A 20,231-nucleotide genomic window follows, 5' to 3' on the forward strand; every position below is an offset into this window, starting at 1 on the left:
GTGTTCTGGCGAGGAGCACTTCTTGAAAGAGGTTTATGTCCAAACAATTTGATGTCATCGTCATCGGTGGTGGCCCCGGCGGCTACATCGCGGCAATCCGCGCGGCGCAACTCGGCTTCAATGTCGCCTGCATCGACGAGTGGAAGAACGCCAAGGGCGGCCCGGCACTGGGCGGCACCTGTACCAACGTGGGCTGCATTCCTTCCAAGGCGCTGCTGCAATCGTCGGAGCACTACGAGCATGCCGGCCACGGCTTTGCGGACCACGGCATCAAGGTGGAGGGGCTCAGCCTCGACATCGGCAAGATGCTGGCCCGCAAGGACCAGGTCGTGAAGCAGAACAACGACGGCATCACCTACCTGTTCAAGAAGAACAAGATCGCGTCGTTCCATGGCCGCGGCTCGTTCGTCAAGGCGGGCGACGCGGGCTACGAGATCAAGGTGGCGGGCGCGACCGAAGAAACGATCAGCGGCAAGCAGATCATCATCGCGACCGGCTCCAACGCGCGCGCGTTGCCGGGTACGGCATTCGACGAAGAAAACATCCTGTCGAACGACGGCGCGCTGCGCATCGGCGCCGTGCCGAAGAAGCTGGCGCTGATTGGCTCCGGCGTGATCGGCCTCGAGATGGGGTCGGTCTGGCGCCGCCTCGGCGCCGAAGTGACGGTGCTCGAAGCGCTGCCGACCTTCCTGGGCGGTGTCGACGAACAGATCGCCAAGGAAGCCAAGAAGGCGTTCGACAAGCAGGGCCTGAAGATCGAACTCGGCGTCAAGGTCGGCGAGATCAAGTCGGGCAAGAAGGGCGTCAGCATCGCCTGGACCAATGCCAAGGGCGAAGCGCAGACGCTCGATGTCGACAAGCTGATCGTGTCGATCGGCCGCGTGCCGAACACCATCGGCCTCAACGCCGAAGCGGTGGGCCTCAAGCTGGACGAACGCGGCGCCATCACGGTGGACGACGACTGCAAGACGAACCTCCCGGGCGTCTGGGCGATCGGCGACGTGGTGCGCGGCCCGATGCTCGCGCACAAGGCCGAGGAAGAGGGCGTGGCCGTGGCTGAGCGCATTGCCGGCCAGCATGGCCACGTCAACTTCAACACCGTGCCGTGGGTGATCTACACGCACCCCGAGATTGCATGGGTCGGCCAGACCGAGCAGCAGCTCAAGGCCGCGGGCCGCGCCTACAAGGCCGGCACCTTCCCGTTTCTGGCGAACGGCCGCGCACGCGCGCTGGGCGACACGACCGGCATGGTCAAGTTCCTGGCCGATGCGACAACCGACGAGATCCTCGGCGTGCACATGGTGGGCCCGCAGGTGAGCGAGCTGATCTCCGAAGCAGTGGTGGCGATGGAGTTCAAGGCGAGCAGCGAAGACATCGCACGCATCTGCCATGCACACCCCTCGCTCTCGGAAGCGACCAAGGAAGCGGCGCTGGCCGTGGACAAGCGCACCCTGAACTTCTGATCTCTTGAGCGTCAAAAAGGCCTACGAAGCGGAGCTCGCCACGCGCGGGTTCCAGAGCGATCCGGCGCAACTGCGCGCGGTCGAAGCGCTGGATCGCTGCGCCGGCGAATGGGCGGCCTACAAGGAGCAGCGCTCCAACGCGTTCAAGAAGCTCATCCGCCGGCCGGAGATTCCGCGCGGCGTCTACATGTACGGCGGCGTCGGGCGCGGCAAGAGCTTCCTGATGGATCTGTTCTTCAACGCGGTGCCGCTGCGGCGCAAGACACGCCTGCACTTCCACGAGTTCATGCGGGAGGTGCACCGCGAGCTGGCCGATCTGCAGGGAACAGTCAATCCGCTCGACGAACTCGGCCTGCGGATCTCGAAGCGCTACAAGCTCATCTGCTTCGACGAGTTTCACGTCGCCGACATCACGGACGCGATGATTCTGCACCGGCTGCTGGCTGCGCTGTTCGACAACGGCGTGGGCTTCGTCACGACCTCGAACTTCAAGCCCGACGACCTGTATCCGAACGGGCTGCACCGCGACCGCATCCTGCCGGCGATCGCGCTGCTCAACGAGAAGCTCCAGGTGCTGAGCGTCGACAACGGCACCGACTACCGGCGTCGCACGCTCGAGCAGCTGCGCATGTACCTCACGCCGAACGGCGCGGCGGCCGACCACGAGATGCGCGACGCCTTCGACAAGCTGGCCGAAACCGCCGACGAGAATCCGGTGCTGAAGATCGAAACGCGCGAGATCCACGCGCGGCGCAAGGCCGGTGGCGTGGTCTGGTTCGATTTCAAGACCCTGTGCGGCGGCCCGCGCTCGCAGAACGACTACCTCGAGATCGCAACCCAGTTCCACACGGTTCTGTTGTCCGATGTGCCGCAACTGTCGGTGAACCGGGCCTCCGAAGCACGCCGGTTTACCTGGCTGGTCGATGTGTTCTACGATCGTCGGGTCAAGCTGATCCTGTCGGCCGAGGTCGCGCCCGAGGCGTTGTACACCGACGGGCCACTGGCCCACGAGTTTCCCCGCACCGTCTCCCGGCTCAACGAAATGCAGTCGGCCGAGTTTCTGGCGCTCGAGCGCCGCACGGTCGACACCCGCCTCACATGAAGAAGATCACGCTTTCGCTGTTGTTCGCTGCCGTGGTCTGGCCCGCATGGGCCCAGACGGGCGCCACCACGGGCGGACTCAACCCCGAAGTCGAGCGCGCGCGCATCGCGACCGAACGCCAGGCGCTCGACAAGCGTGTTGCCGCCGAGCGCGCGGCCTGCTACCAGAAGTTCGCGGTCGAAGACTGCCTCGTGGACAGCCGCAGGCGGGCGCGCACGGCCTCGGACGACCTGAAGCGGCAGGAGGCTGCGCTCAACGACGTCGAACGCAAGCGCCGCGCGGCTGCGCAACTGCAGCGGATCGAGGACAAGGCCGCGCCGCAGCGCGCGCAGGAACAGGCGGCGCAGCACGAGCGTGCCGGCGAAGCCCAGAAGGCGCGCGAAGAGCGGGCCGCTGGCCATGCGACCAGCCGTGAGGGGTTGGCTGCACAAGAGGCAGAACGCCAGCGCGCGTTCGAGGCCAAGCAGCGCGCGCATGTCGAGGAACAGGCCAAGCTCGCGCGCCAGCGTGGCAAGGCGCCTTCGATGGTGCAAGAGCAGGAGAACAAGCTGGAAAAGGCGGCAAAGCATCGTGCCGAGGTCGAACGGCGCAACGCCAGTCGCGACAAACCGCGATCCGCGCCGCTGCCTGCGGCGCCCTGAACTCAATGCTCCTTGGGGAGCGCCTCGAGCTTGAGGATCGCAATGCAGAGGTTGTCGCCGGTTCCGCGCGCCCGTTTGCGCGCTTCGGCCACCAGCAACTCGACCGCCGCCCGGGGTGATTGCTCGGCCACCACCGCGCCCATCTCCTCGGGCGTGAAGTAGTGCCAGAGCCCGTCGCTGCAGGCCATGAGCACGTCGCCGGGCTTGAGCCGCGTCAACTGGTGCGTGACGATCGGCGGGGGTGCAGCGGCCATGCCCAGGCATCCCAGCAGGATGTTGCCCTGCGGATGCACGTTGGCCTCTTCCTCGTTGAGCTCGCCGCGGTCGATCAGCGCCTGCACGTAGGAATGGTCGAGCGTGCGCTTCACCAGCCTGCCGCGCTGAAAGTGGTAGATGCGCGAATCGCCGGCATGGATCCAGGCACCGTCGCCGCCCGGGTTCATCACGAAAGCGGCCACGGTGCTGTGCGGCTCCTGCTCGCTCGACTGCGCCGTGAGCTTGATCACCGTGTGGGCGTCGTTCACGATCTGGCGCAGCAAGTCATGCAGGTCGTCCGTGGCCGGCGCATAGCGGCTGAACAGCTGCTTGGCGGTCATGAGCACCTGATCCGATGCCTTGCGCCCGCCGCTGCGTCCACCCATGCCATCGGCCACCACGCCGAGCAGGCAGCCTTCCACGCGTGGATGGTTCATCAGCAACACCTGGTCTTGCTGATAGGGCCGATCCCCCATGTGGAGGCCGGTGGCGGCGGAAATTCGAAAGCCTCGGGTCATGGGCGCTGCATGCGCCTGTGGCGCGATCTCGTTCGTTGTTCGTCAGTCGGTGAGACGACGTATTATCAAGCGAAGACGGGAAGCTCCGAAATGCTCCCGAACCGCGCCCGTTGGACTCCAATCTCCACTCCCTTTCCCGTCAACTGATCGAGCTGCGCATCGAGCACGGCGACCTGGACGCCACCATCGACCGGCTGGTCGAGTCGACGCCGCAGGACGAGTTGCTGCTGCGCCGGCTCAAGAAGCGGCGCCTTGCGCTGCGGGATCAGATCGAGCGGCTGGTGCGGCTGCTCGATCCGCAAGAGCCGGCGTGAACATGAATTGCCACCAGGCTTTGTGCACTTCCTGGCGTCTCGTGCGCTGGCCGCGTCGACTTCGTGCGCCGCGCCCCGTGCGCAGCGCTGAAAAAAGCTGAGATGTCCCTGGAAGACAAAGTGCGCGAAGCCTTCGCGCAGCACGGCGCGCTGTCCCGCGCCGCCGACCAGTTCCGCGAACGCGCGGGCCAGACCGAGATGGCGTTGGCCGTGGCGCGCACCATCGACGACGGCGGGCAACTCGTGGTCGAGGCCGGTACCGGCGTCGGCAAGACTTTCTCGTACCTGGTGCCGGCGCTGCTGAGCGGCGAACGCGTGCTGCTGTCGACCGCCACCAAGACCTTGCAGGATCAGCTCTTTGGCCGCGATCTTCCGCGCCTGGTCGAGGCGCTCGGACTGCCGGTGCGCACCGCACTGCTCAAGGGCCGCGCGAGCTACCTGTGCCTGCACCGGCTCGAACTGGCGCGTCACGATGCGGGCCCCGAGCGCGCGTCGGCCCGCACGCTGGCCAAGATCGAGCAATGGTCGAAATCCACACGCACCGGCGACCTGGCAGAACTGCCGGGTCTCGACGAGCGCTCGCCGCTGATCCCGCTTGTGACCTCGACCCGCGAGAACTGCCTTGGCGCACAGTGTCCGCAGTTCCGCCCCTGCCACGTGAACGCCGCGCGGCGCGAGGCGTTGGGTGCCGACGTTGTGGTGATCAACCATCATCTGTTCTTCGCCGACCTGGCCGTGCGCGAGTCCGGCATGGCCGAACTGCTGCCGACCGTGCGCGTGGTGGTGTTCGACGAGGCGCACCAGCTCAACGAAACCGGTGTTCAGTTTCTTGGCGTGCAGTTGGGCACCGCGCAGGCGCTCGATTTCGCGCGCGACCTGCTCGCGGCCGGCCTGCAGCATGCGCGCGGGCTGGTCGACTGGACGAGCGCTGTCGCTGCGGTGGAACGCGCTGCGCGCGAGCTGCGGCTTGCAGTCGGCAAGCAGTGGCCCGGTACCAAGTTGCGCTGGATCGATGCCGCGCCCGAGGGCGTCGACGCCCGGATCTGGCAGCAGTCGATGGAGGCCTTGCAGCAAGGCTTTGCGCAGGCGGCGGACGCGCTCGACAGCGTGAGCGAGATCGCGCCCGACTTCGTGCGCCTGCACGAACGCGCGACGCAGCTTGCGCAACGCGCGGCGCGTTTTGCGCTGGCTTGTGCGCCCGAGTCGGTCCGCTGGGTTGACGTGGGGCAGCAGTTGCGGCTGATCGAATCACCGCTCGATATCGCGGAGGCGGTGCAAACGCGCGTGCTCAAAGCCGACAAGGCAGAGCCCGATGCCGTCGGGCGCGCCTGGGTTTTTACCTCTGCAACGCTCGGCGATGACCCGAAGCTGCGCTGGTTCACCGAACCCTGCGGCCTCGGCGAAGCCGAAGTTCTGCGCGTGGCCAGCCCGTTCGACTATGCCAATCAGGCGGCACTGTATGTGCCGCGCGGGTTTCCGAAGCCCAACGATCCCGGCCACAGCGGCGCGGTTGCACAACTCGCGGCGCGTGGCGCAGCATTGCTCGGTGGCCGCACGCTGGTGCTCACGACCACGCTGCGCGCGTTGCGCACGATCGGCGACGCCATTCGGCAGCAGTTCGACCATGCCGAGGCGGAGGGAATGCCCGAAGTGCTGGTGCAGGGCGAACTGCCCAAGCGCGTGCTGATGGATCGCTTCCGCGAAGGCGCGAGCGCCGGGCGTATCGGCTGCGTGCTGGTCGCTTCGGCCTCCTTCTGGGAAGGCTTCGACGCGCCGGGTGATGCGTTGCAGCTGGTGGTGATCGACAAGCTGCCGTTTCCGCCGCCCAACGACCCGCTGGTCGAGGCGCGCTCACGCCGCCTCGAAGGGCAGGGCCGAAGCCCGTTCAACGATTATTTCCTGCCGGAAGCCGGTGTGTCGCTCAAGCAGGGTGCGGGGCGGTTGATCCGCCGCGAAACCGATCAGGGCCTGCTGGTGATCTGCGATACCCGGCTGGTTGCGATGGGCTACGGGCGGCGATTGCTGAATGCGTTGCCGCCGATGCGCAGGCTGGAGACCGAGGCGGATTTCGACGCGGCGCTGGCCGAACTCAGCGCCAGCGCCTGAACGACGCCGCCCGCGTGGCTACCAGAACTTCCACCAGGGGTCGTCCTTGCTGCGGAAGCCCTTGGCCAGGTACTCGCTCTTCGGGTAGTTGCTCGTCAGCACGCGCTGGGCGTCGTCGCGCAATTGCGTGAGCCCGAGCGCGTCGTACGACTTGACCATGATGTAGAGCGCCTCCTCGAGCGCCGGCACTTCGCGGTAGTCGGCCAGCGCGAGCTGGGCGCGGTTGATTGCGGCCAGGTAGGCACCGCGCGTGTAGTAGTAGCGCGCCACGTGGACTTCGTACTGGGCCAGCGAGTTCACGATGTAGTTCATGCGCTGGCGCGCATCGGGCGCGTAGCGCGACTCTGGGAAGCGCGTGACCAGTTCCTTGAACGACTCGAACGATTCCTTGGCGGCTTTCTGGTCGCGCTCCGACAGATCCTGCCGGGTCATGAACGAGAAGATGCCGAGGTCGTCGTTGAAGTTGATCACGCCCTTCATATAGAGCGCATAGTCGAGCGCCGGGCTGGCCGGGTGCAGCTTCATGAAGCGGTCGAGCGTGGCGAGCGCGTTGGGTTTTTCGCCGGCCTTGAACTGGGCATATGCCTTGTCGAGCTGTGCCTGCTGGGCCAGCGGCGTGCCGGCGGCGCGGCCTTCGAGCTTTTCGAACAGCGGAACGGCCTTGTCGTAGGCGCCCGAGTCGGACTCGTCCTTGGCTTCGGCGTAGATCTTGTTCGGGCTCCAGTTCGCCGTTTTGTCGACATTGGTCGACGAGCAGCCGACCACCAGCCACGCTGCGGCGCAAACCGCGAGCCAGCTGGGGACAACCGATAATTTGGCGCGAAACATCACATGAAGCTTTCGTGAAACAGTTACCCTCAATTATATCGACCGACCATCCGGATGCCGCCGCGGCAGCCGCCGAGCAGGAGGAGGGGGCCGAACTGGTCGAGGCGAGCGAGGCGCGGGCCTTCACGATCGGCGTGGCCCAGCATGGACAGCGGCTCGATCGGGCGCTGGCGGCGCTGGTGCCCGAGTTCTCGCGCAGCTACCTGCAGCAACTGATCGAGGCCGGCGCCGTGCAGTTGCAGGGCGGGCGTGCTGCCACCAAGCCTTCGGCCACCATGCGCGCCGGCGAGGCCGGCACCATCGAGCTGAAACCGACGCCGCAGAGCCAGGCGTTCCGGCCCGAGGCGATGGATCTGCGCGTGGTGCATGAGGATGCCCATCTGCGCGTGATCGACAAACCTGCCGGGCTGGTGGTGCACCCGGCACCGGGCCACTGGAGCGGCACGCTGCTCAACGGCCTGCTGGCGCTCGATGACCAGGCGGTGATGCTGCCGCGCGCCGGCATCGTGCACCGGCTCGACCGCGACACCAGTGGCCTCATGGTGGTCGCGCGCACGCGGGCCGCCATGGATGCGCTGGTGGCGCTGATTGCGGCGCGCGAGGTCACGCGCCAGTACCTCGCGATCGCCCACAAGCCCTGGCAGGGCGCGGCGGCGCGCCAGGTCGATGCGCCGATCGGGCGCGACCCCCGCAACCGGCTGCGCATGGCGGTGGTCGATCTCGAGCGGCAAGGCGGCAAGCCCGCCCGCACGCTGATCGAGCGGCTCGACAGCCACGATCGCGGTTGCGTGGTGCGGTGCACCCTCGAAACCGGCCGTACCCACCAGATCCGGGTGCACATGGCCTCGATCGGCCATCCGCTGGTCGGCGATGCGACCTATGGCGGCGCGCCCGCGGCCGGTATCGGGCGCCAGGCGTTGCATGCGTTCCGGCTGGCGTTCGTGCACCCTGTCACGCAAGCGGCGTTGACCTTCCATTCGCAGTTGCCGCCCGACCTGGCCGACGGGGTGCAGGCCTGGGGGCTGGATTACAATCGCGCCTGAGACGGCCCGAGGGCCGCGCCGGCCACCTGGAGCCGGCCTTGCGTTGCACTGCCCCAAGTGCCTGCGGCGCCCCCCGAATTTTCAATTCTTCTGAACGCGCGCCCTCGGGCGCCTTGTCCCGGACAACGCGAACCATGAATACGGCGGATGCCAAGCGCATTCTGGAAACGGCCTTGATCTGTTCGGCCCAGCCGCTGCAGGTGCGCGAACTGCGCGTGCTGTTCGATGACGAACTCGGTGCCGACACCATCAAGTCACTGCTCGTCGAGTTGCAGGAAGACTGGACACAGCGCGGGCTCGAACTGGTGAGCGTCGGCAGCGGCTGGCGCTTCCAGAGCCGGCCCGAACTGCGCGACCACCTCGACCGCCTGCACCCCGAAAAGCCGCCGCGCTACACCCGCGCCGTGCTGGAAACGCTGGCGATCATTGCCTACCGGCAGCCGGTGACGCGCGGCGACATGGAAGACATTCGCGGCGTCACGATCAATTCGCTGATCATCAAGCAGCTGGAAGACCGCAATTGGATCGAGGTGATCGGCCACCGCGAGACGGTCGGGCGCCCGGCACTGTTCGCAACCACGCGCCAGTTTCTCGACGACCTGGGGCTCGCGTCGCTCGACCAGTTGCCGCTGATCGAAACCCCGGCACAGCAGGGCGCACTGCTCGATGTGCTGGCGCAGGCCGCCGATGACAGCCCGCCCGCACTGCCGATGGACGTCGAGCCTGAAGTCGAGGCCACGGCCGACGCCGCAGCCGATGTGCACATGCCCGAACCTGCCGAAGTACCCGTCGAATCTCCCGTCGAAGCACCTGCCGACCCTGAAGCCGATCCCGACCCCGAGTCCGCTGCCGACCTGCCCCCTGTCCCTTCCGGAACACCATCATGAGCCCCTCCGATCCTGACGCGGTGAACCTGCCGGTCGCGCCCGTTCTCGAAGACAAAGAGGCGCCAGCGCCCGCTTTGCCTGCGGAGGGCGCTACCGAATCGATAGCGAGTGAAGCGCTCGCCGGCGACGCCGAGGCGCCGCGTAAACGGCGGCCGCGTCGCCGCAAGCCTGATGTGCAGGAAACCGCCGAGGCACCGGTCGAATCGGCTCAAGAAGCCGAACCACCGGAGCCGGTCGAGGCCGCTGCGCCGTCGCCAGCCGTGGTGCCGGAGCGGGTGGAGCCGGTGGCGCAAGCCCGCGACGAAGACGACTACGACGAAGACGAGGAAGAACCAGACGAGGAAGAGGACGACCTCGACCGCGCCCGCCGTATCGCCGAGCGCGAGCAGCGCAATGCGCCGCCACCGCAGCCGATCCGTTTTGCCGACGTGGTCTCGGGCCAGTTCGATGCCGACGAGGACAGCCCGGAAGTGCCGCCGCTCAAGCGCGTGCTGCTGCCCGAAGCCGATTCGCCCAAGCTGCACAAGGTGCTGGCCCAGTCGGGGCTCGGCTCGCGGCTCGAGATGGAAGCGCTGATCCTGCAAGGCCGCATCTCTGTCAACAACGAGCCGGCCCACATCGGCCAGCGCATCCAGTACGGCGACTCGGTGAAGGTCAACGGCAAGCCGATCCGCTACCGCATCGCACCGCCGCCGGCACGCGTGATCGCGTACCACAAGCCGGCTGGCGAGGTCGTCACGCACGACGATCCGCAGAACCGGCCCACCGTGTTCCGCAAGCTGCCACGCCTGCAGCAGGGCAAGTGGCAGTCGGTCGGCCGACTCGACCTCAACACCGAAGGGCTGTTGCTGTTCACGAGTTCGGGCGAACTCGCCAACAACCTGATGCACCCGCGCTTCGGGCTCGAACGCGAGTACGCGGTGCGCGTGCTCGGCGCCATCAACAAGGAAGAGCGCCAGAAGCTGCTGGAGGGCGTGCGCCTCGACGACGGCATGGCCCAGTTCGGCACCATCGAAGACGGTGGCGGCGAAGGCTCGAACTGCTGGTACCGCGTCACGATCTCCGAAGGCCGCAACCGCGAGGTGCGGCGCATGTTCGAAGCGGTGGGTCACGCGGTGAGCCGTTTGATCCGCATCCGCTATGGCGCCATGGTGTTGCCGCGCGGGCTCAAGCGGGGTGCGTGGATGGAGCTCGACGAGCGCGACATCCGCTCGCTGTTCCAGGCCGCAGCGGGCGGGCCAGGCGGTGCAGAGCGCGGCCCGCGCCCGGCGCCGCGCGGCCCCGGCAACGGCCCTGGGGGCGAGGGAGGCCGCAGCAAGCGCCGGCGAGGCAAGGGCGGCAAGGGCCCCGCCGGCCCGCGCGACGACATGCGCGGCCAGCAGATTCCCGACCCCATGGGCGGCGGCCGCGGCCCGAAGGGCAACCGCGGCGGCGCCGGCGGGCCGGGGCAGGGTGGTCCGCGCCGCAACAACAACAACAACCGTGGCGATGGCCCACCGGGCGGGGCCAATCAGCCTGATCCGATGAAGACCTCGCTCGGCTACATCGGCGCCGACAGCTTCTCGCGCCAGCGCAAGGAGCAACGCCAGGGTCCGCGTCGCGGCGGCCCGGGCGGTGCGCCCGGCGGTGGTGGCGGTGGCGGTCCGCGGCGCCGTCCGCGTTGAATCCGGTGGTGGCAGCGGTCTTTCGCTGCTCCGTCACCGAACCGGCATGCCGTGCCGGTTAAAATCAGAGGCTTTGTCAAGGTTGTGCAACCGATCGTTGCAACCTTGATCGAACACTTCAAAATCCAAGCTCCCAGGAAGCATTTTCAATGGCCATCGAACGCACCCTCTCCATCATCAAGCCCGACGCAGTGGCAAAGAACGTCATCGGCAAGATCGTCTCCCGCTTTGAAGCGGCCGGTCTCAAGATCGTCGCCGGCAAACTGGTGCATCTGTCGCGCAGCGAAGCCGAACAGTTCTACGCTGTGCACAAGGAACGTCCCTTCTTCAAGGATCTGGTCGAGTTCATGATCTCGGGCCCGGTGTTCGTGCAAGTGCTCGAAGGCGACGACGCCATTGCCAAGAACCGTGACCTGATGGGCGCCACCGATCCCAAGAAGGCTGCCGCCGGCACCATCCGCGCCGACTTCGCCGACAGCATCGACGCCAACGCCGTGCACGGCTCGGACGCGCCCGAAACCGCCAAGGCCGAGATCGCCTTCTTCTTCGCCGGCCTCAACGTCTACCAACGTTAAGGCGCGACCTCGCCAAGCCCCATGACCACGGCCAACCTGCTCGAATTCGACCTCGAGGGGCTGGCTGCGTTCTGCGAAAAACTCGGCGAGAAAAAATTCCGCGCGACGCAGCTGTTCCGCTGGATCCACCAGCGCGGCGCGAGCGATTTCGCGCAAATGACCGACCTCGCCAAGTCGCTGCGCGAAAAGCTCGCCGGCACCGCGCGGGTCGAAGCATTGCCGGTGCTGAGCCGGCATGAATCGGCCGATGGCACCATCAAGTGGCTGTTCGACGTCGGTGACGGCAATGCGGTCGAGGCCGTGTTCATTCCCGAAGACGACCGCGGTACCTTGTGCGTGTCGTCGCAAGCTGGTTGCGCGGTCGGCTGCCGCTTTTGCTCGACCGGGCACCAGGGCTTCAGCCGCAACCTCACCGCCGGCGAGATCGTGGCCCAGCTCTGGTTCGCAGAGCATTTCCTGCGCAAGCACCTGAAACGCGACGAACGTGTCATCTCCAACGTGGTGATGATGGGCATGGGCGAGCCGCTGCAGAACTACTCGGCACTGGTGCCGGCGCTGCGCACCATGCTGGACGACAACGCCTATGGCCTTTCGCGCCGCCGCGTCACGGTGTCGACCTCGGGCGTGGTGCCGATGATGGATCGGCTCGGTACCGACTGCCCGGTGGCACTGGCGGTTTCGCTGCACGCGCCGAACGACGCACTGCGCGACGACCTGGTGCCGCTCAACCGCAAATACCCGATCGCCGAACTGCTCGACGCCTGCCGCCGCTACCTGGCGCATGCGCCGCGCGACTTCATCACCTTCGAGTACTGCATGCTCGATGGCGTGAACGACCAGCCCGAGCACGCGCAGCAGCTGATCGAGCTGGTAAGGCCGCGCGGTGGCCAGGGCGGCGTCTCGTGCAAGTTCAACCTGATTCCGTTCAACCCCTTTCCCGCCTCCGGCCTGCTGCGCTCGCCGCAGCCGCGCGTGCTGGCGTTCGCGAAGGCGTTGAGCGAAGCCGGCATCGTGACCACGGTGCGCAAGACGCGCGGTGACGACATCGATGCAGCGTGCGGCCAACTGGCCGGCGACGTAAAGGATCGCACGCGTGCCGCCGAGCGCATGGCGCAACGCCGACTCACCGAGCACACCGTGGCCATGCATCCGGCGCGCCGCGCCGCAGCGGCGCCCGATGTCCAGGAGCATTGAAGCAATGAGCAACGTTATTCCCCGCTGGCTGATCCGTGCCGCCTTTCTCGCGGCTGCAGCGCTGACGCTGGCCGGCTGCGCGAACAAGGGTGGCCCGGTCGCCAGCACCGCCGGCCATGGCACCGAAATGGCGACCGACTCCGACGAAGGCAATGGCCGCAAGCGCGCACGCATCCGCCTCGAACTCGCGATCGGCTATTTCGAAGCCGGCCAGGCCACGGTGGCGCTCGACGAAATCAAGCAGTCTCTGTTCGCCGATCCGACCTACGCCGAAGCCTACAACCTGCGCGGCCTGATCTACATGCGGCTCGACGATGCCGGGCTGGCCGAAGACAGTTTCCGCCGCGCGATCGCGCTCAATCCGCGCGAACCGAACACCATGCACAACTACGGCTGGCTGCTGTGCCAGCAGAACCGCTACAACGACGCGATGCAGCAGTTCGGCCAGGCGCTCGCGATCCCGGGCTATGCCGACACTGCCAAGACTTTGATGACCCAGGGTGTGTGCCAGATCCGCGCAGGCCAGCGTGCCGAGGCCGAGAAGACCCTGCTCAAGGCCTACGAGATCGACGCCGGCAACCCGGTGACCGGTTACAACCTGGCGGCGCTGCTCGTTCAGCGCGAAGACTGGACGCGCGCGCAGTTCTATGTGCGCCGCGTCAACAACAGCCCCTCGGCGAATGCCGAAACGCTGTGGCTCGGCATCAAGATCGAACGCAAGCTCAACAACCGGGAAGCGCTGGCTCAACTGGCCAGCCAGTTGCAGCGGCGGTTCCCCCAGTCGCGGGAGGCGATTGCATACGAGCGCGGAAACTTCAATGATTGAGCGGGCCAGTGAGTTTGGTGCCTCGGCCGCAGTGCCGCTGGTTGGTGGAGACAGTTCGCTCATGACGGCAGGCGACATGCTGCGCCAGGCGCGCGAGGCGCACGGGCTCCACGTTGCGGTGGTGGCGGCCGCGCTCAAGGTTCCGACGCAGAAGCTCGAAGCGCTCGAGAACGACGACATCGATGCGCTGCCCGACCCGGTGTTCGCGCGCGCACTGGCCGCCAGCGTTTGCCGCGCGCTCAAGATCGATCCGGCGCCGGTGCTGGCCAAGTTGCCGGGCGCGTTGCGCCCCGGGCTGGCCGATGCCGACCGCACCATCAGCACCCACATTCGTTCGGGCGCCCCCCACCAGGGGCGCAGTTCGGGGGGCTCGCTGCCTTCGCGCACCCTGATGGCCGTGGTGATCCTGCTGCTGGTGGGCGCGGCCGCACTCTTCTGGCTGCCGCAGTCGGTGTTCGATCAACTCAGTGGCACGGTCTCCCGATGGATGGCCCGCTCCGAGTCGCCCGCTGCGAGCACGGAATCGGCCAACACGGCATCCCCGGCGCCGGCCGGCACCGTGGTCGAATCGGTGACGCCGCCTGCGCCGGCCGTCGAGCCGATGCCGCCTGCTGCAGCACCCATCGCGGCCGCGCCGGCGCCTGCGGCAACCGCCCCGACGGCTGCCACTCCGGGCGGCAACGTGCTTGTGTTCACTGCACGCGCCGATTCCTGGATCACCGTGACCGAGCCTGGCGGCAAGCAGGTGTTGCGCCGCACCGTGCAGGCTGGCGAAACGGTCGGTGTTGCGGGCACGCTGCCGCTCGCCGTGGTGGTGGGACGCGCGTCCGGCATCGACGTACAGGTGCGCGGCAAGCCGTTCGACCTCGCGCCGCTGGCCAAGGCCGGTGGCGTGGCCCGCTTCGAGGTCAAACCGTGAATGCGCTGAACGGTACGCCCTGCCTGCCGATCGAGCCGGCTGCGCCGAGCGCGCGTCGCTCGCGCCAGGCCAATGTGGTCTGGGGCCCGCGTACCGTCACGGTCGGTGGCGACGCGCCGGTGCGGGTGCAGTCGATGACCAACACCGACACGGTCGATGCCATTGGCACTGCCATCCAGGTCAAGGAGTTGGCGATTGCCGGCTCCGAGATGGTGCGCATCACGGTCAACACGCCCGAAGCTGCGGCGCAAGTGCCCTACATCCGCGAACAGCTCGACCGCATGGGCATCGACGTGCCGCTGATCGGCGACTTCCACTACAACGGCCACCGTTTGCTGACCGACTATCCGGCCTGTGCCGAAGCGCTCAGCAAGTACCGCATCAACCCCGGCAACGTGGGCAAGGGCGACAAGAAGGACAAGCAGTTCGGCCAGATGATCGACGCTGCGATGCGCTGGAACAAGCCAGTGCGCATCGGCGTCAACTGGGGCAGTCTCGACCAGGAACTGCTCGCGGGCCTGATGGACATCAACAGCCAGCGCCCCGAGCCGTGGGATGCCAAGTCGGTGATGTACGAGGCGCTGGTCACGTCGGCGATCGATTCCGCGAAGCTGGCCGAGTCGATGGGCATGAACGGCAACCAGATCATCCTGAGCTGCAAGGTCAGCGGTGTGCAGGACCTGATTTCGGTCTACCGCGAACTGGCGAAGCGTTGCGACTACACGCTGCACCTGGGCCTGACCGAAGCCGGCATGGGAACCAAGGGCACGGTGGCCTCGGCCACGGCGTTGTCGATCCTGCTGCAGGAGGGCATCGGCGACACGATTCGCGTGTCGCTCACGCCGCAGCCGGGCGAGTCGCGCACGCAGGAAGTGCTGATCGCCAACGAGATCCTGCAGGCGCTGGGCCTGCGCGTGTTCGTGCCGAGCGTCACGGCCTGCCCGGGCTGCGGCCGCACCACGAGCACCACTTTCCAGGAACTGGCCAAGCAGATCGACGACTATCTGCGCCTGCAGATGCCGCTGTGGCGCAAGAAATACCCCGGCGTCGAAACGCTGAAGGTGGCCGTGATGGGCTGCATCGTCAATGGCCCCGGCGAGAGCAAGCACGCCGACATCGGCATCAGCCTGCCGGGCACCGGCGAGGCACCTGCCGCGCCCGTTTTCATCGACGGCGAGAAGGCGCTGACCCTGCGCGGCGACAACATCGCGAACGAATTCCACCAGCTGGTCGAAACCTACATCGAAAAGCGCTTCGGCGGCGAGCACGCCGTCGTCGCCTGACATCCCCGTATCCATGGCCGACAAACTGAATGCCGTCAAAGGCATGAACGACATATTGCCGCCCGAATCGGCGCGCTGGGAGTGGCTCGAGGCCATCGTGCGCGAGCTGATGGGGCGCTACGCGTACCGCAACGTCCGCACGCCGATCCTGGAGCACACGGCACTGTTCGTGCGCGGCATCGGCGAGGTGACCGACATCGTCGAGAAGGAGATGTACGCGTTCGAAGACCGCTCCGACAAACACGGGCAGGCGGAGCATCTGGCCATGCGGCCCGAAAACACCGCCGGCCTCGTGCGTGCGGTGGTCGAGCACAACCTGTTGTACGACGGCCCCAGGCGCCTTTGGTACACCGGCCCCATGTTCCGGCGCGAGAAGCCGCAGCGCGGCCGCTATCGCCAGTTCCACCAGATCGGCGCCGAGGCGCTCGGCTTTGCCGGGCCGGATGTCGATGCCGAACTGATCCTGCTGGCCGCCGCGCTGTGGAAGGAGATCGGCCTGGTCGACGTGCGCCTCGAACTCAACAGCCTGGGCCAGCCGGCCGAGCGTGCGCGGCACCGCGCGGAGCTCATCGCGCATTTCGAGCAGCATGCCGACAAGCTAGACGAAGACGGCAAGCGCCGCCTGCACAGCAACCCGCTGCGCATCCTGGACACCAAGAACCCGGCCATGAAGGACGTGGTCGAGTCGGCACCGAGACTCATCGACTTTCTGGGTGCCGAATCGCTTGCGCACTTCGAGGGGCTCAAGGCCATCCTCGACGCCAACGGTGTCGCCTACACCATCAATCCGCGCCTTGTTCGCGGCCTGGATTACTACAACCTCAGCGTGTTCGAGTTCGTGACCGATCGGCTCGGCGCTCAGGGCACGGTGTGCGCGGGCGGCCGCTACGACGACCTGATCGTGCAGATGGGCGGCAAGCCGGCGCCGGCGGTCGGCTGGGCGCTCGGCGTCGAGCGCGTACTCGCACTGCTGGAAGAGCAGGGCGCGAAGATTCCGGCGGCGAGCCCCGACGCCTATGCCGTGGTGTCCGATGCCGCAGCCATGCCGCAAGTGCTGCGCACGCTGCAGCAGCTGCGCGCGACCGGCATCAGCGTGCAGATGCATGCGGCGACGGCCGAAGGCCTCGCCAGCTTCAAGTCGCAGTTCAAGAAGGCCGACGCCAGCGGTGCGCGTTTTGCGCTGATCTTCGGCACCGACGAACTCGCCCGTGGCGAGGTCACGGTCAAGTCGCTGCGTGGCGGCGGCGGTGCCCAGGTGGCCCGCCCGCTCACCGAGGTGGCCCACTGGGCCGCCACCCTACAATCCCCGGCTCCCCAGGAAACACCGGGCCGCTCCCAAGTTTCCGGGGCCCCAACAATCAACTGACAGCGCATGGCAACACCTCTCGATCTCCAAGAACAGGAACAGCTCGACCAGATCAAGCATTTCTGGAACACCTGGGGCACCCTGATCACCTCGGTGTTGATGGTGGCGGCACTCGCCTTTGCCGGCTGGAACGGCTGGCAGTACTACCAGCGCAGCAAGGCGGCCCAGGCCGCCGCGCTCTACGACACGCTCGAGCGCAACGTGGAAGCCGGCGACCCGGCCCTGGTCGATCGCACCTTCGGTGAAATGAAGGAGCGCTTCGGCACCACGATCTATGCGCAGCAGGCCGGCCTGCTGGCCGCGAAGGCGTTGCACGACAAGGGCAACGCAGACGGCTCACGCGCTGCGCTGACCTGGGTCGCCGACAAGGCGATCGATCCGGGCTACCAGGCGATCGCCCGCCTGCGGCTTGCAGCCGAGCTGCTCGACAGCAAGGCCTACGACGACGCGTTGAAGCAGCTCGGCGGCGGCTTCCCCAAGGAATTCGAGCCGCTGGTGGCCGACCGCAAGGGCGACATCTACCTGGCGCAGGGCAAGCGCGACGAAGCGCGGGCCGAATACCAGAAAGCCTGGTCGGCGTTCGAGCCACGCACCGATTACCGCCGCCTGGTGGAGATCAAGCTCAACGCGGTCGGCGTCGACCCGCAAACCCTGAAGCCTGCAAACAGTGCCGCGGCGCCTGCAGCCCCCAAACAACCCTGATCGCACCATGAATTTCAAGCGTTTTGTGCCTGCAGCGCCCGTCCTCCGGGCGGGAGCTGCCATTGTTCTGACAGCAACACTGGTCGCTTGTTCGAGCCCCAGCAAGCCGAAGCCGGCTGAGTTGCCGGCCAACGTGGCGCTGCTCGGCGTGCGCCAGGCCTGGAACGTGAAGGTGCCGGCGGTCAGTTTCGGCCTCCAGACCAACGTCAGCGGCGACACGGTCACGGTGGCCGGTGCCGATGGCACGGTGGTCGCGATCGATGCGCGCACCGGTGCCGAGAGCTGGCGCGCCAGCGCCGGCGCTCCGCTTTCGGCCGGTGTCGGCAGCGATGGCTCCATCGCCGCCGTGGTCACCAACAGGAACGAACTCGTCGCGCTGCAGGGCGGCAAGGTGCTCTGGAAGCAGCAGCTCACGGCCGAGACCTTCACCGCACCGCTGGTGGCCGGCCGCCGCGTGTTCGTGCAGACAGCCGACCGCACCACCAGCGCGTTCGACGGCCAGAGCGGTCGCCGCCTCTGGGTTCAGCAGCGCAGTGCCGAGAACCTCGTGCTGAAGAAGCCGGGCGTGCTGATCGCGGTGGGTGACACGCTGGTCACCGGCATCGGTGGCCGCCTGGTCGGCATCAATCCGGCCAACGGCTCGTCGCGCTGGGAGTCGCCGATCGCGGCGCCGCGTGGCACCAACGACGTCGAGCGCCTGGTCGATCTGACCGGCAGCGTGAGCCGCGTGGGCGACAGCGTCTGCGCGCGCGCCTACTACGCCACCGTCGGCTGCGTCGACACCGCGCGCGGCGCGCTGGTCTGGAGCAAGCCGGCGGTCAGCGCCGAAGGCGTCGGCGGCGACGATCGACTCCTGTTCGGCACCGAATCCGACGGCAACCTCACGGCTTGGCGCCGTGCCGACGGCGAGCGCGCCTGGCAAACGGATCGCCTCAAGTACCGCGAGCTGACTGCGCCGCTCGCCGCAGGACGCTCGGTCATCTTCGGCGACAGCAGCGGCTTGCTGCACTTCGTCTCGCGCGAAGACGGCGCGCCGCTCAATCGCCTCAGCGTCGACGGTTCGGCCATCGCCGCGGCGCCGGTGCTGGCTGCCAACACGGTCGTGGTCGTCACCCGCAATGGCGGCGTGTTCGGCTATCGCCCGGAATAACCGCCTTGAAAGACCGACCATGAAGCCAGTCATCGCTCTGGTCGGGCGCCCCAACGTCGGCAAATCGACGCTGTTCAACCGACTGACCCAGACCCGCGACGCCATCGTCGCCGACTTCGCCGGGCTCACGCGCGACCGCCACTATGGCAACGGCCACCAGGGCAAGCGCGAGTTCATCGTGATCGACACCGGTGGCTTCGAGCCCGATGCCGGCAGTGGCATCTTCAAGGAGATGGCCAAGCAGACGCGCCAGGCCGTGGCCGAGGCCGACGTGGTGGTGTTCGTGGTCGATGCGCGCGAAGGCATTTCGGCGCAGGACCATGACATTGCCAAGGAGCTGCGTCGGCTCGGCAAGCCGACTGTGCTGGTGGCCAACAAGGCCGAGGGTATGCAGGACGGCACCCGGCTGGTCGACTTCTACGAACTGGGCCTGGGCGACGTGCATGGCGTGTCGGCGGCGCACGGGCAGGGCATTCGCGACCTGGTCGACCTGGCGCTCGATCCGCTGAACCTGCCCGAGCCTGAGGACGACGAAGACGACGGCGAGGCCAAGCCGATCAAGCTGGCCGTGGCCGGGCGTCCGAACGTCGGCAAGTCGACGCTGATCAACACCTGGCTTGGCGAAGAGCGTCTCGTCGCCTTCGACCTGCCGGGCACGACGCGCGATGCGATCACCGTGCCGTTCGAGCGTATGGGCCAGCGCTTCGAACTCATCGACACCGCCGGGCTGCGTCGCAAAGGACGGGTGTTCGAAGCGATCGAGAAGTTCTCGGTGGTGAAAACGCTGCAGGCCATCGAGTCCTCGAACGTGGTGCTGCTGCTGCTCGACGCCACCCAGGGCGTGACCGATCAGGACGCCCACATCGCGGGCTACATTCTCGAATCGGGCCGCGCCGTGGTGATCGCCATTAACAAATGGGATGCGGTCGACAGCTACCAGCGCGAGCAGATCCAGCGCCAGATTGAAACCCGGCTGCCGTTCCTGAAGTTCGCGGCGCTGCATTTCATTTCGGCGATCAAGCGGCAGGGGCTCGGGCCCGTGTGGCAATCGATCGCGCAGGCCCACAAGTCGGCCACGCGCAAGATGTCGACCCCGGTGCTCACGCGCCTGCTGCTCGAAGCCGTGCAATTCCAGTCGCCGCAGCGCGCCGGCATGTTCCGGCCCAAGATGCGCTATGCGCACCAGGGCGGCATGAATCCGCCGGTGATCGTGATCCACGGCAACTCGCTGGAACACGTGACCGACGCGTACAAGCGCTTTCTCGAGGCACGGTTCCGCAAGGAGTTCGAACTGGTGGGAACGCCCATGCGCATCGAGTTCAAGACCTCCACCAACCCCTACGCTGACAAACCCGGCCAGAAGGGTTGACGCCGGAAGACGGCAGTTGAACCATT

At 67.1% G+C, this 20,231-nt stretch carries 19 protein-coding genes; 17 read left to right on the forward strand and 2 right to left on the reverse strand.

The window, feature by feature from the left end; translation table 11 throughout:
- Positions 1-35: 35 nt before the first annotated feature.
- The 3 genes from lpdA to QTI05_RS23090 are packed head-to-tail and all read left to right on the forward strand — an operon-like array spanning position 36 to position 3,206.
- Positions 36-1,463: a dihydrolipoyl dehydrogenase gene (gene lpdA / locus QTI05_RS23080; protein ID WP_286542999.1), complete on the forward strand. Its 1,428-nt coding sequence runs from the start codon at positions 36-38 to the stop codon at positions 1,461-1,463.
- Positions 1,464-1,467: 4 nt separating this feature from the next.
- Positions 1,468-2,565, forward strand: coding sequence for a cell division protein ZapE (gene zapE, locus QTI05_RS23085; RefSeq protein ID WP_286619750.1), 1,098 nt, complete (start codon positions 1,468-1,470; stop codon positions 2,563-2,565).
- Complete coding sequence (locus QTI05_RS23090) at positions 2,562-3,206, forward strand: hypothetical protein (RefSeq protein ID WP_286619751.1); 645 nt, start codon at positions 2,562-2,564, stop codon at positions 3,204-3,206. The genes zapE and QTI05_RS23090 overlap by 4 nt, the downstream gene beginning before the upstream one ends.
- 2 nt (positions 3,207-3,208) lie before the next feature.
- Here QTI05_RS23090 and QTI05_RS23095 read toward each other — a convergent pair whose 3' ends face one another.
- On the reverse strand, positions 3,209-3,979 hold the full coding sequence (locus QTI05_RS23095) for a PP2C family protein-serine/threonine phosphatase (protein WP_286543003.1): 771 nt from the start codon (positions 3,977-3,979) through the stop codon (positions 3,209-3,211).
- A gap of 110 nt (positions 3,980-4,089) precedes the next feature.
- Between QTI05_RS23095 and QTI05_RS23100 the strand changes: the two genes are divergently transcribed.
- Both QTI05_RS23100 and yoaA read left to right on the forward strand, forming a co-directional pair.
- Positions 4,090-4,293 (forward strand): DUF465 domain-containing protein, encoded by a 204-nt coding sequence (locus QTI05_RS23100; RefSeq protein ID WP_286543004.1) that lies wholly within the window; start codon positions 4,090-4,092, stop codon positions 4,291-4,293.
- Positions 4,294-4,395: 102 nt separating this feature from the next.
- Positions 4,396-6,399 (forward strand): DNA repair helicase YoaA, encoded by a 2,004-nt coding sequence (yoaA, locus tag QTI05_RS23105; RefSeq protein WP_286619752.1) that lies wholly within the window; start codon positions 4,396-4,398, stop codon positions 6,397-6,399.
- Positions 6,400-6,417: 18 nt separating this feature from the next.
- On the opposite strand, the gene QTI05_RS23110 is transcribed toward yoaA, so the two are convergent.
- A complete protein-coding gene (locus tag QTI05_RS23110) occupies positions 6,418-7,227 on the reverse strand; it encodes an outer membrane protein assembly factor BamD (RefSeq protein ID WP_286619754.1) in 810 nt (269 codons plus the stop codon).
- 14 nt (positions 7,228-7,241) lie between these two features.
- On the opposite strand from QTI05_RS23110, the gene QTI05_RS23115 reads away from it, so the two are divergent.
- The 12 genes from QTI05_RS23115 (at position 7,242) to der (ending at position 20,205) form a co-directional block, all read left to right on the forward strand.
- The gene (locus QTI05_RS23115) at positions 7,242-8,270 is read left to right on the forward strand and encodes an RluA family pseudouridine synthase (RefSeq protein ID WP_444812954.1); all 1,029 of its coding nucleotides are present in this window, start codon (positions 7,242-7,244) and stop codon (positions 8,268-8,270) included.
- Positions 8,271-8,404: 134 nt separating this feature from the next.
- Complete coding sequence (gene scpB / locus QTI05_RS23120) at positions 8,405-9,157, forward strand: SMC-Scp complex subunit ScpB (RefSeq protein WP_286543007.1); 753 nt, start codon at positions 8,405-8,407, stop codon at positions 9,155-9,157.
- On the forward strand, positions 9,154-10,821 hold the full coding sequence (locus QTI05_RS23125) for a pseudouridine synthase (RefSeq protein ID WP_286543009.1): 1,668 nt from the start codon (positions 9,154-9,156) through the stop codon (positions 10,819-10,821). The genes scpB and QTI05_RS23125 overlap by 4 nt, the downstream gene beginning before the upstream one ends.
- A 149-nt stretch (positions 10,822-10,970) precedes the next feature.
- On the forward strand, positions 10,971-11,396 hold the full coding sequence (gene ndk, locus QTI05_RS23130; RefSeq protein ID WP_286543010.1) for a nucleoside-diphosphate kinase: 426 nt from the start codon (positions 10,971-10,973) through the stop codon (positions 11,394-11,396).
- 21 nt (positions 11,397-11,417) lie between these two features.
- Positions 11,418-12,590 carry a dual-specificity RNA methyltransferase RlmN gene (gene rlmN, locus QTI05_RS23135; protein WP_286543011.1) on the forward strand — a complete coding sequence of 391 codons (1,173 nt, stop codon included), beginning with the start codon at positions 11,418-11,420 and terminating at the stop codon, positions 12,588-12,590.
- A 4-nt stretch (positions 12,591-12,594) separates the two neighbouring features.
- A complete protein-coding gene (gene pilW, locus QTI05_RS23140) occupies positions 12,595-13,416 on the forward strand; it encodes a type IV pilus biogenesis/stability protein PilW (RefSeq protein WP_286543012.1) in 822 nt (273 codons plus the stop codon).
- Between the two features lie 61 nt (positions 13,417-13,477).
- Positions 13,478-14,335, forward strand: coding sequence for a helix-turn-helix domain-containing protein (locus QTI05_RS23145; RefSeq protein ID WP_286619755.1), 858 nt, complete (start codon positions 13,478-13,480; stop codon positions 14,333-14,335).
- Positions 14,336-14,340: 5 nt separating this feature from the next.
- Positions 14,341-15,618: a flavodoxin-dependent (E)-4-hydroxy-3-methylbut-2-enyl-diphosphate synthase gene (gene ispG / locus QTI05_RS23150; protein WP_444812961.1), complete on the forward strand. Its 1,278-nt coding sequence runs from the start codon at positions 14,341-14,343 to the stop codon at positions 15,616-15,618.
- A 13-nt stretch (positions 15,619-15,631) separates the two neighbouring features.
- Positions 15,632-16,984 (forward strand): histidine--tRNA ligase, encoded by a 1,353-nt coding sequence (gene hisS, locus QTI05_RS23155; protein ID WP_286543016.1) that lies wholly within the window; start codon positions 15,632-15,634, stop codon positions 16,982-16,984.
- 6 nt (positions 16,985-16,990) lie between these two features.
- Positions 16,991-17,686 carry a YfgM family protein gene (locus QTI05_RS23160; RefSeq protein ID WP_286543017.1) on the forward strand — a complete coding sequence of 232 codons (696 nt, stop codon included), beginning with the start codon at positions 16,991-16,993 and terminating at the stop codon, positions 17,684-17,686.
- Positions 17,687-17,693: 7 nt separating this feature from the next.
- Complete coding sequence (bamB, locus tag QTI05_RS23165; protein WP_286619759.1) at positions 17,694-18,836, forward strand: outer membrane protein assembly factor BamB; 1,143 nt, start codon at positions 17,694-17,696, stop codon at positions 18,834-18,836.
- A 19-nt stretch (positions 18,837-18,855) separates the two neighbouring features.
- On the forward strand, positions 18,856-20,205 hold the full coding sequence (der, locus tag QTI05_RS23170; RefSeq protein ID WP_286619761.1) for a ribosome biogenesis GTPase Der: 1,350 nt from the start codon (positions 18,856-18,858) through the stop codon (positions 20,203-20,205).
- The last annotated feature ends 26 nt before the right edge of the window (positions 20,206-20,231 follow it).

Source organism: Variovorax fucosicus, from assembly GCF_030316825.1.
Classification (GTDB): Bacteria; Pseudomonadota; Gammaproteobacteria; order Burkholderiales; family Burkholderiaceae_C; genus Variovorax; species Variovorax fucosicus.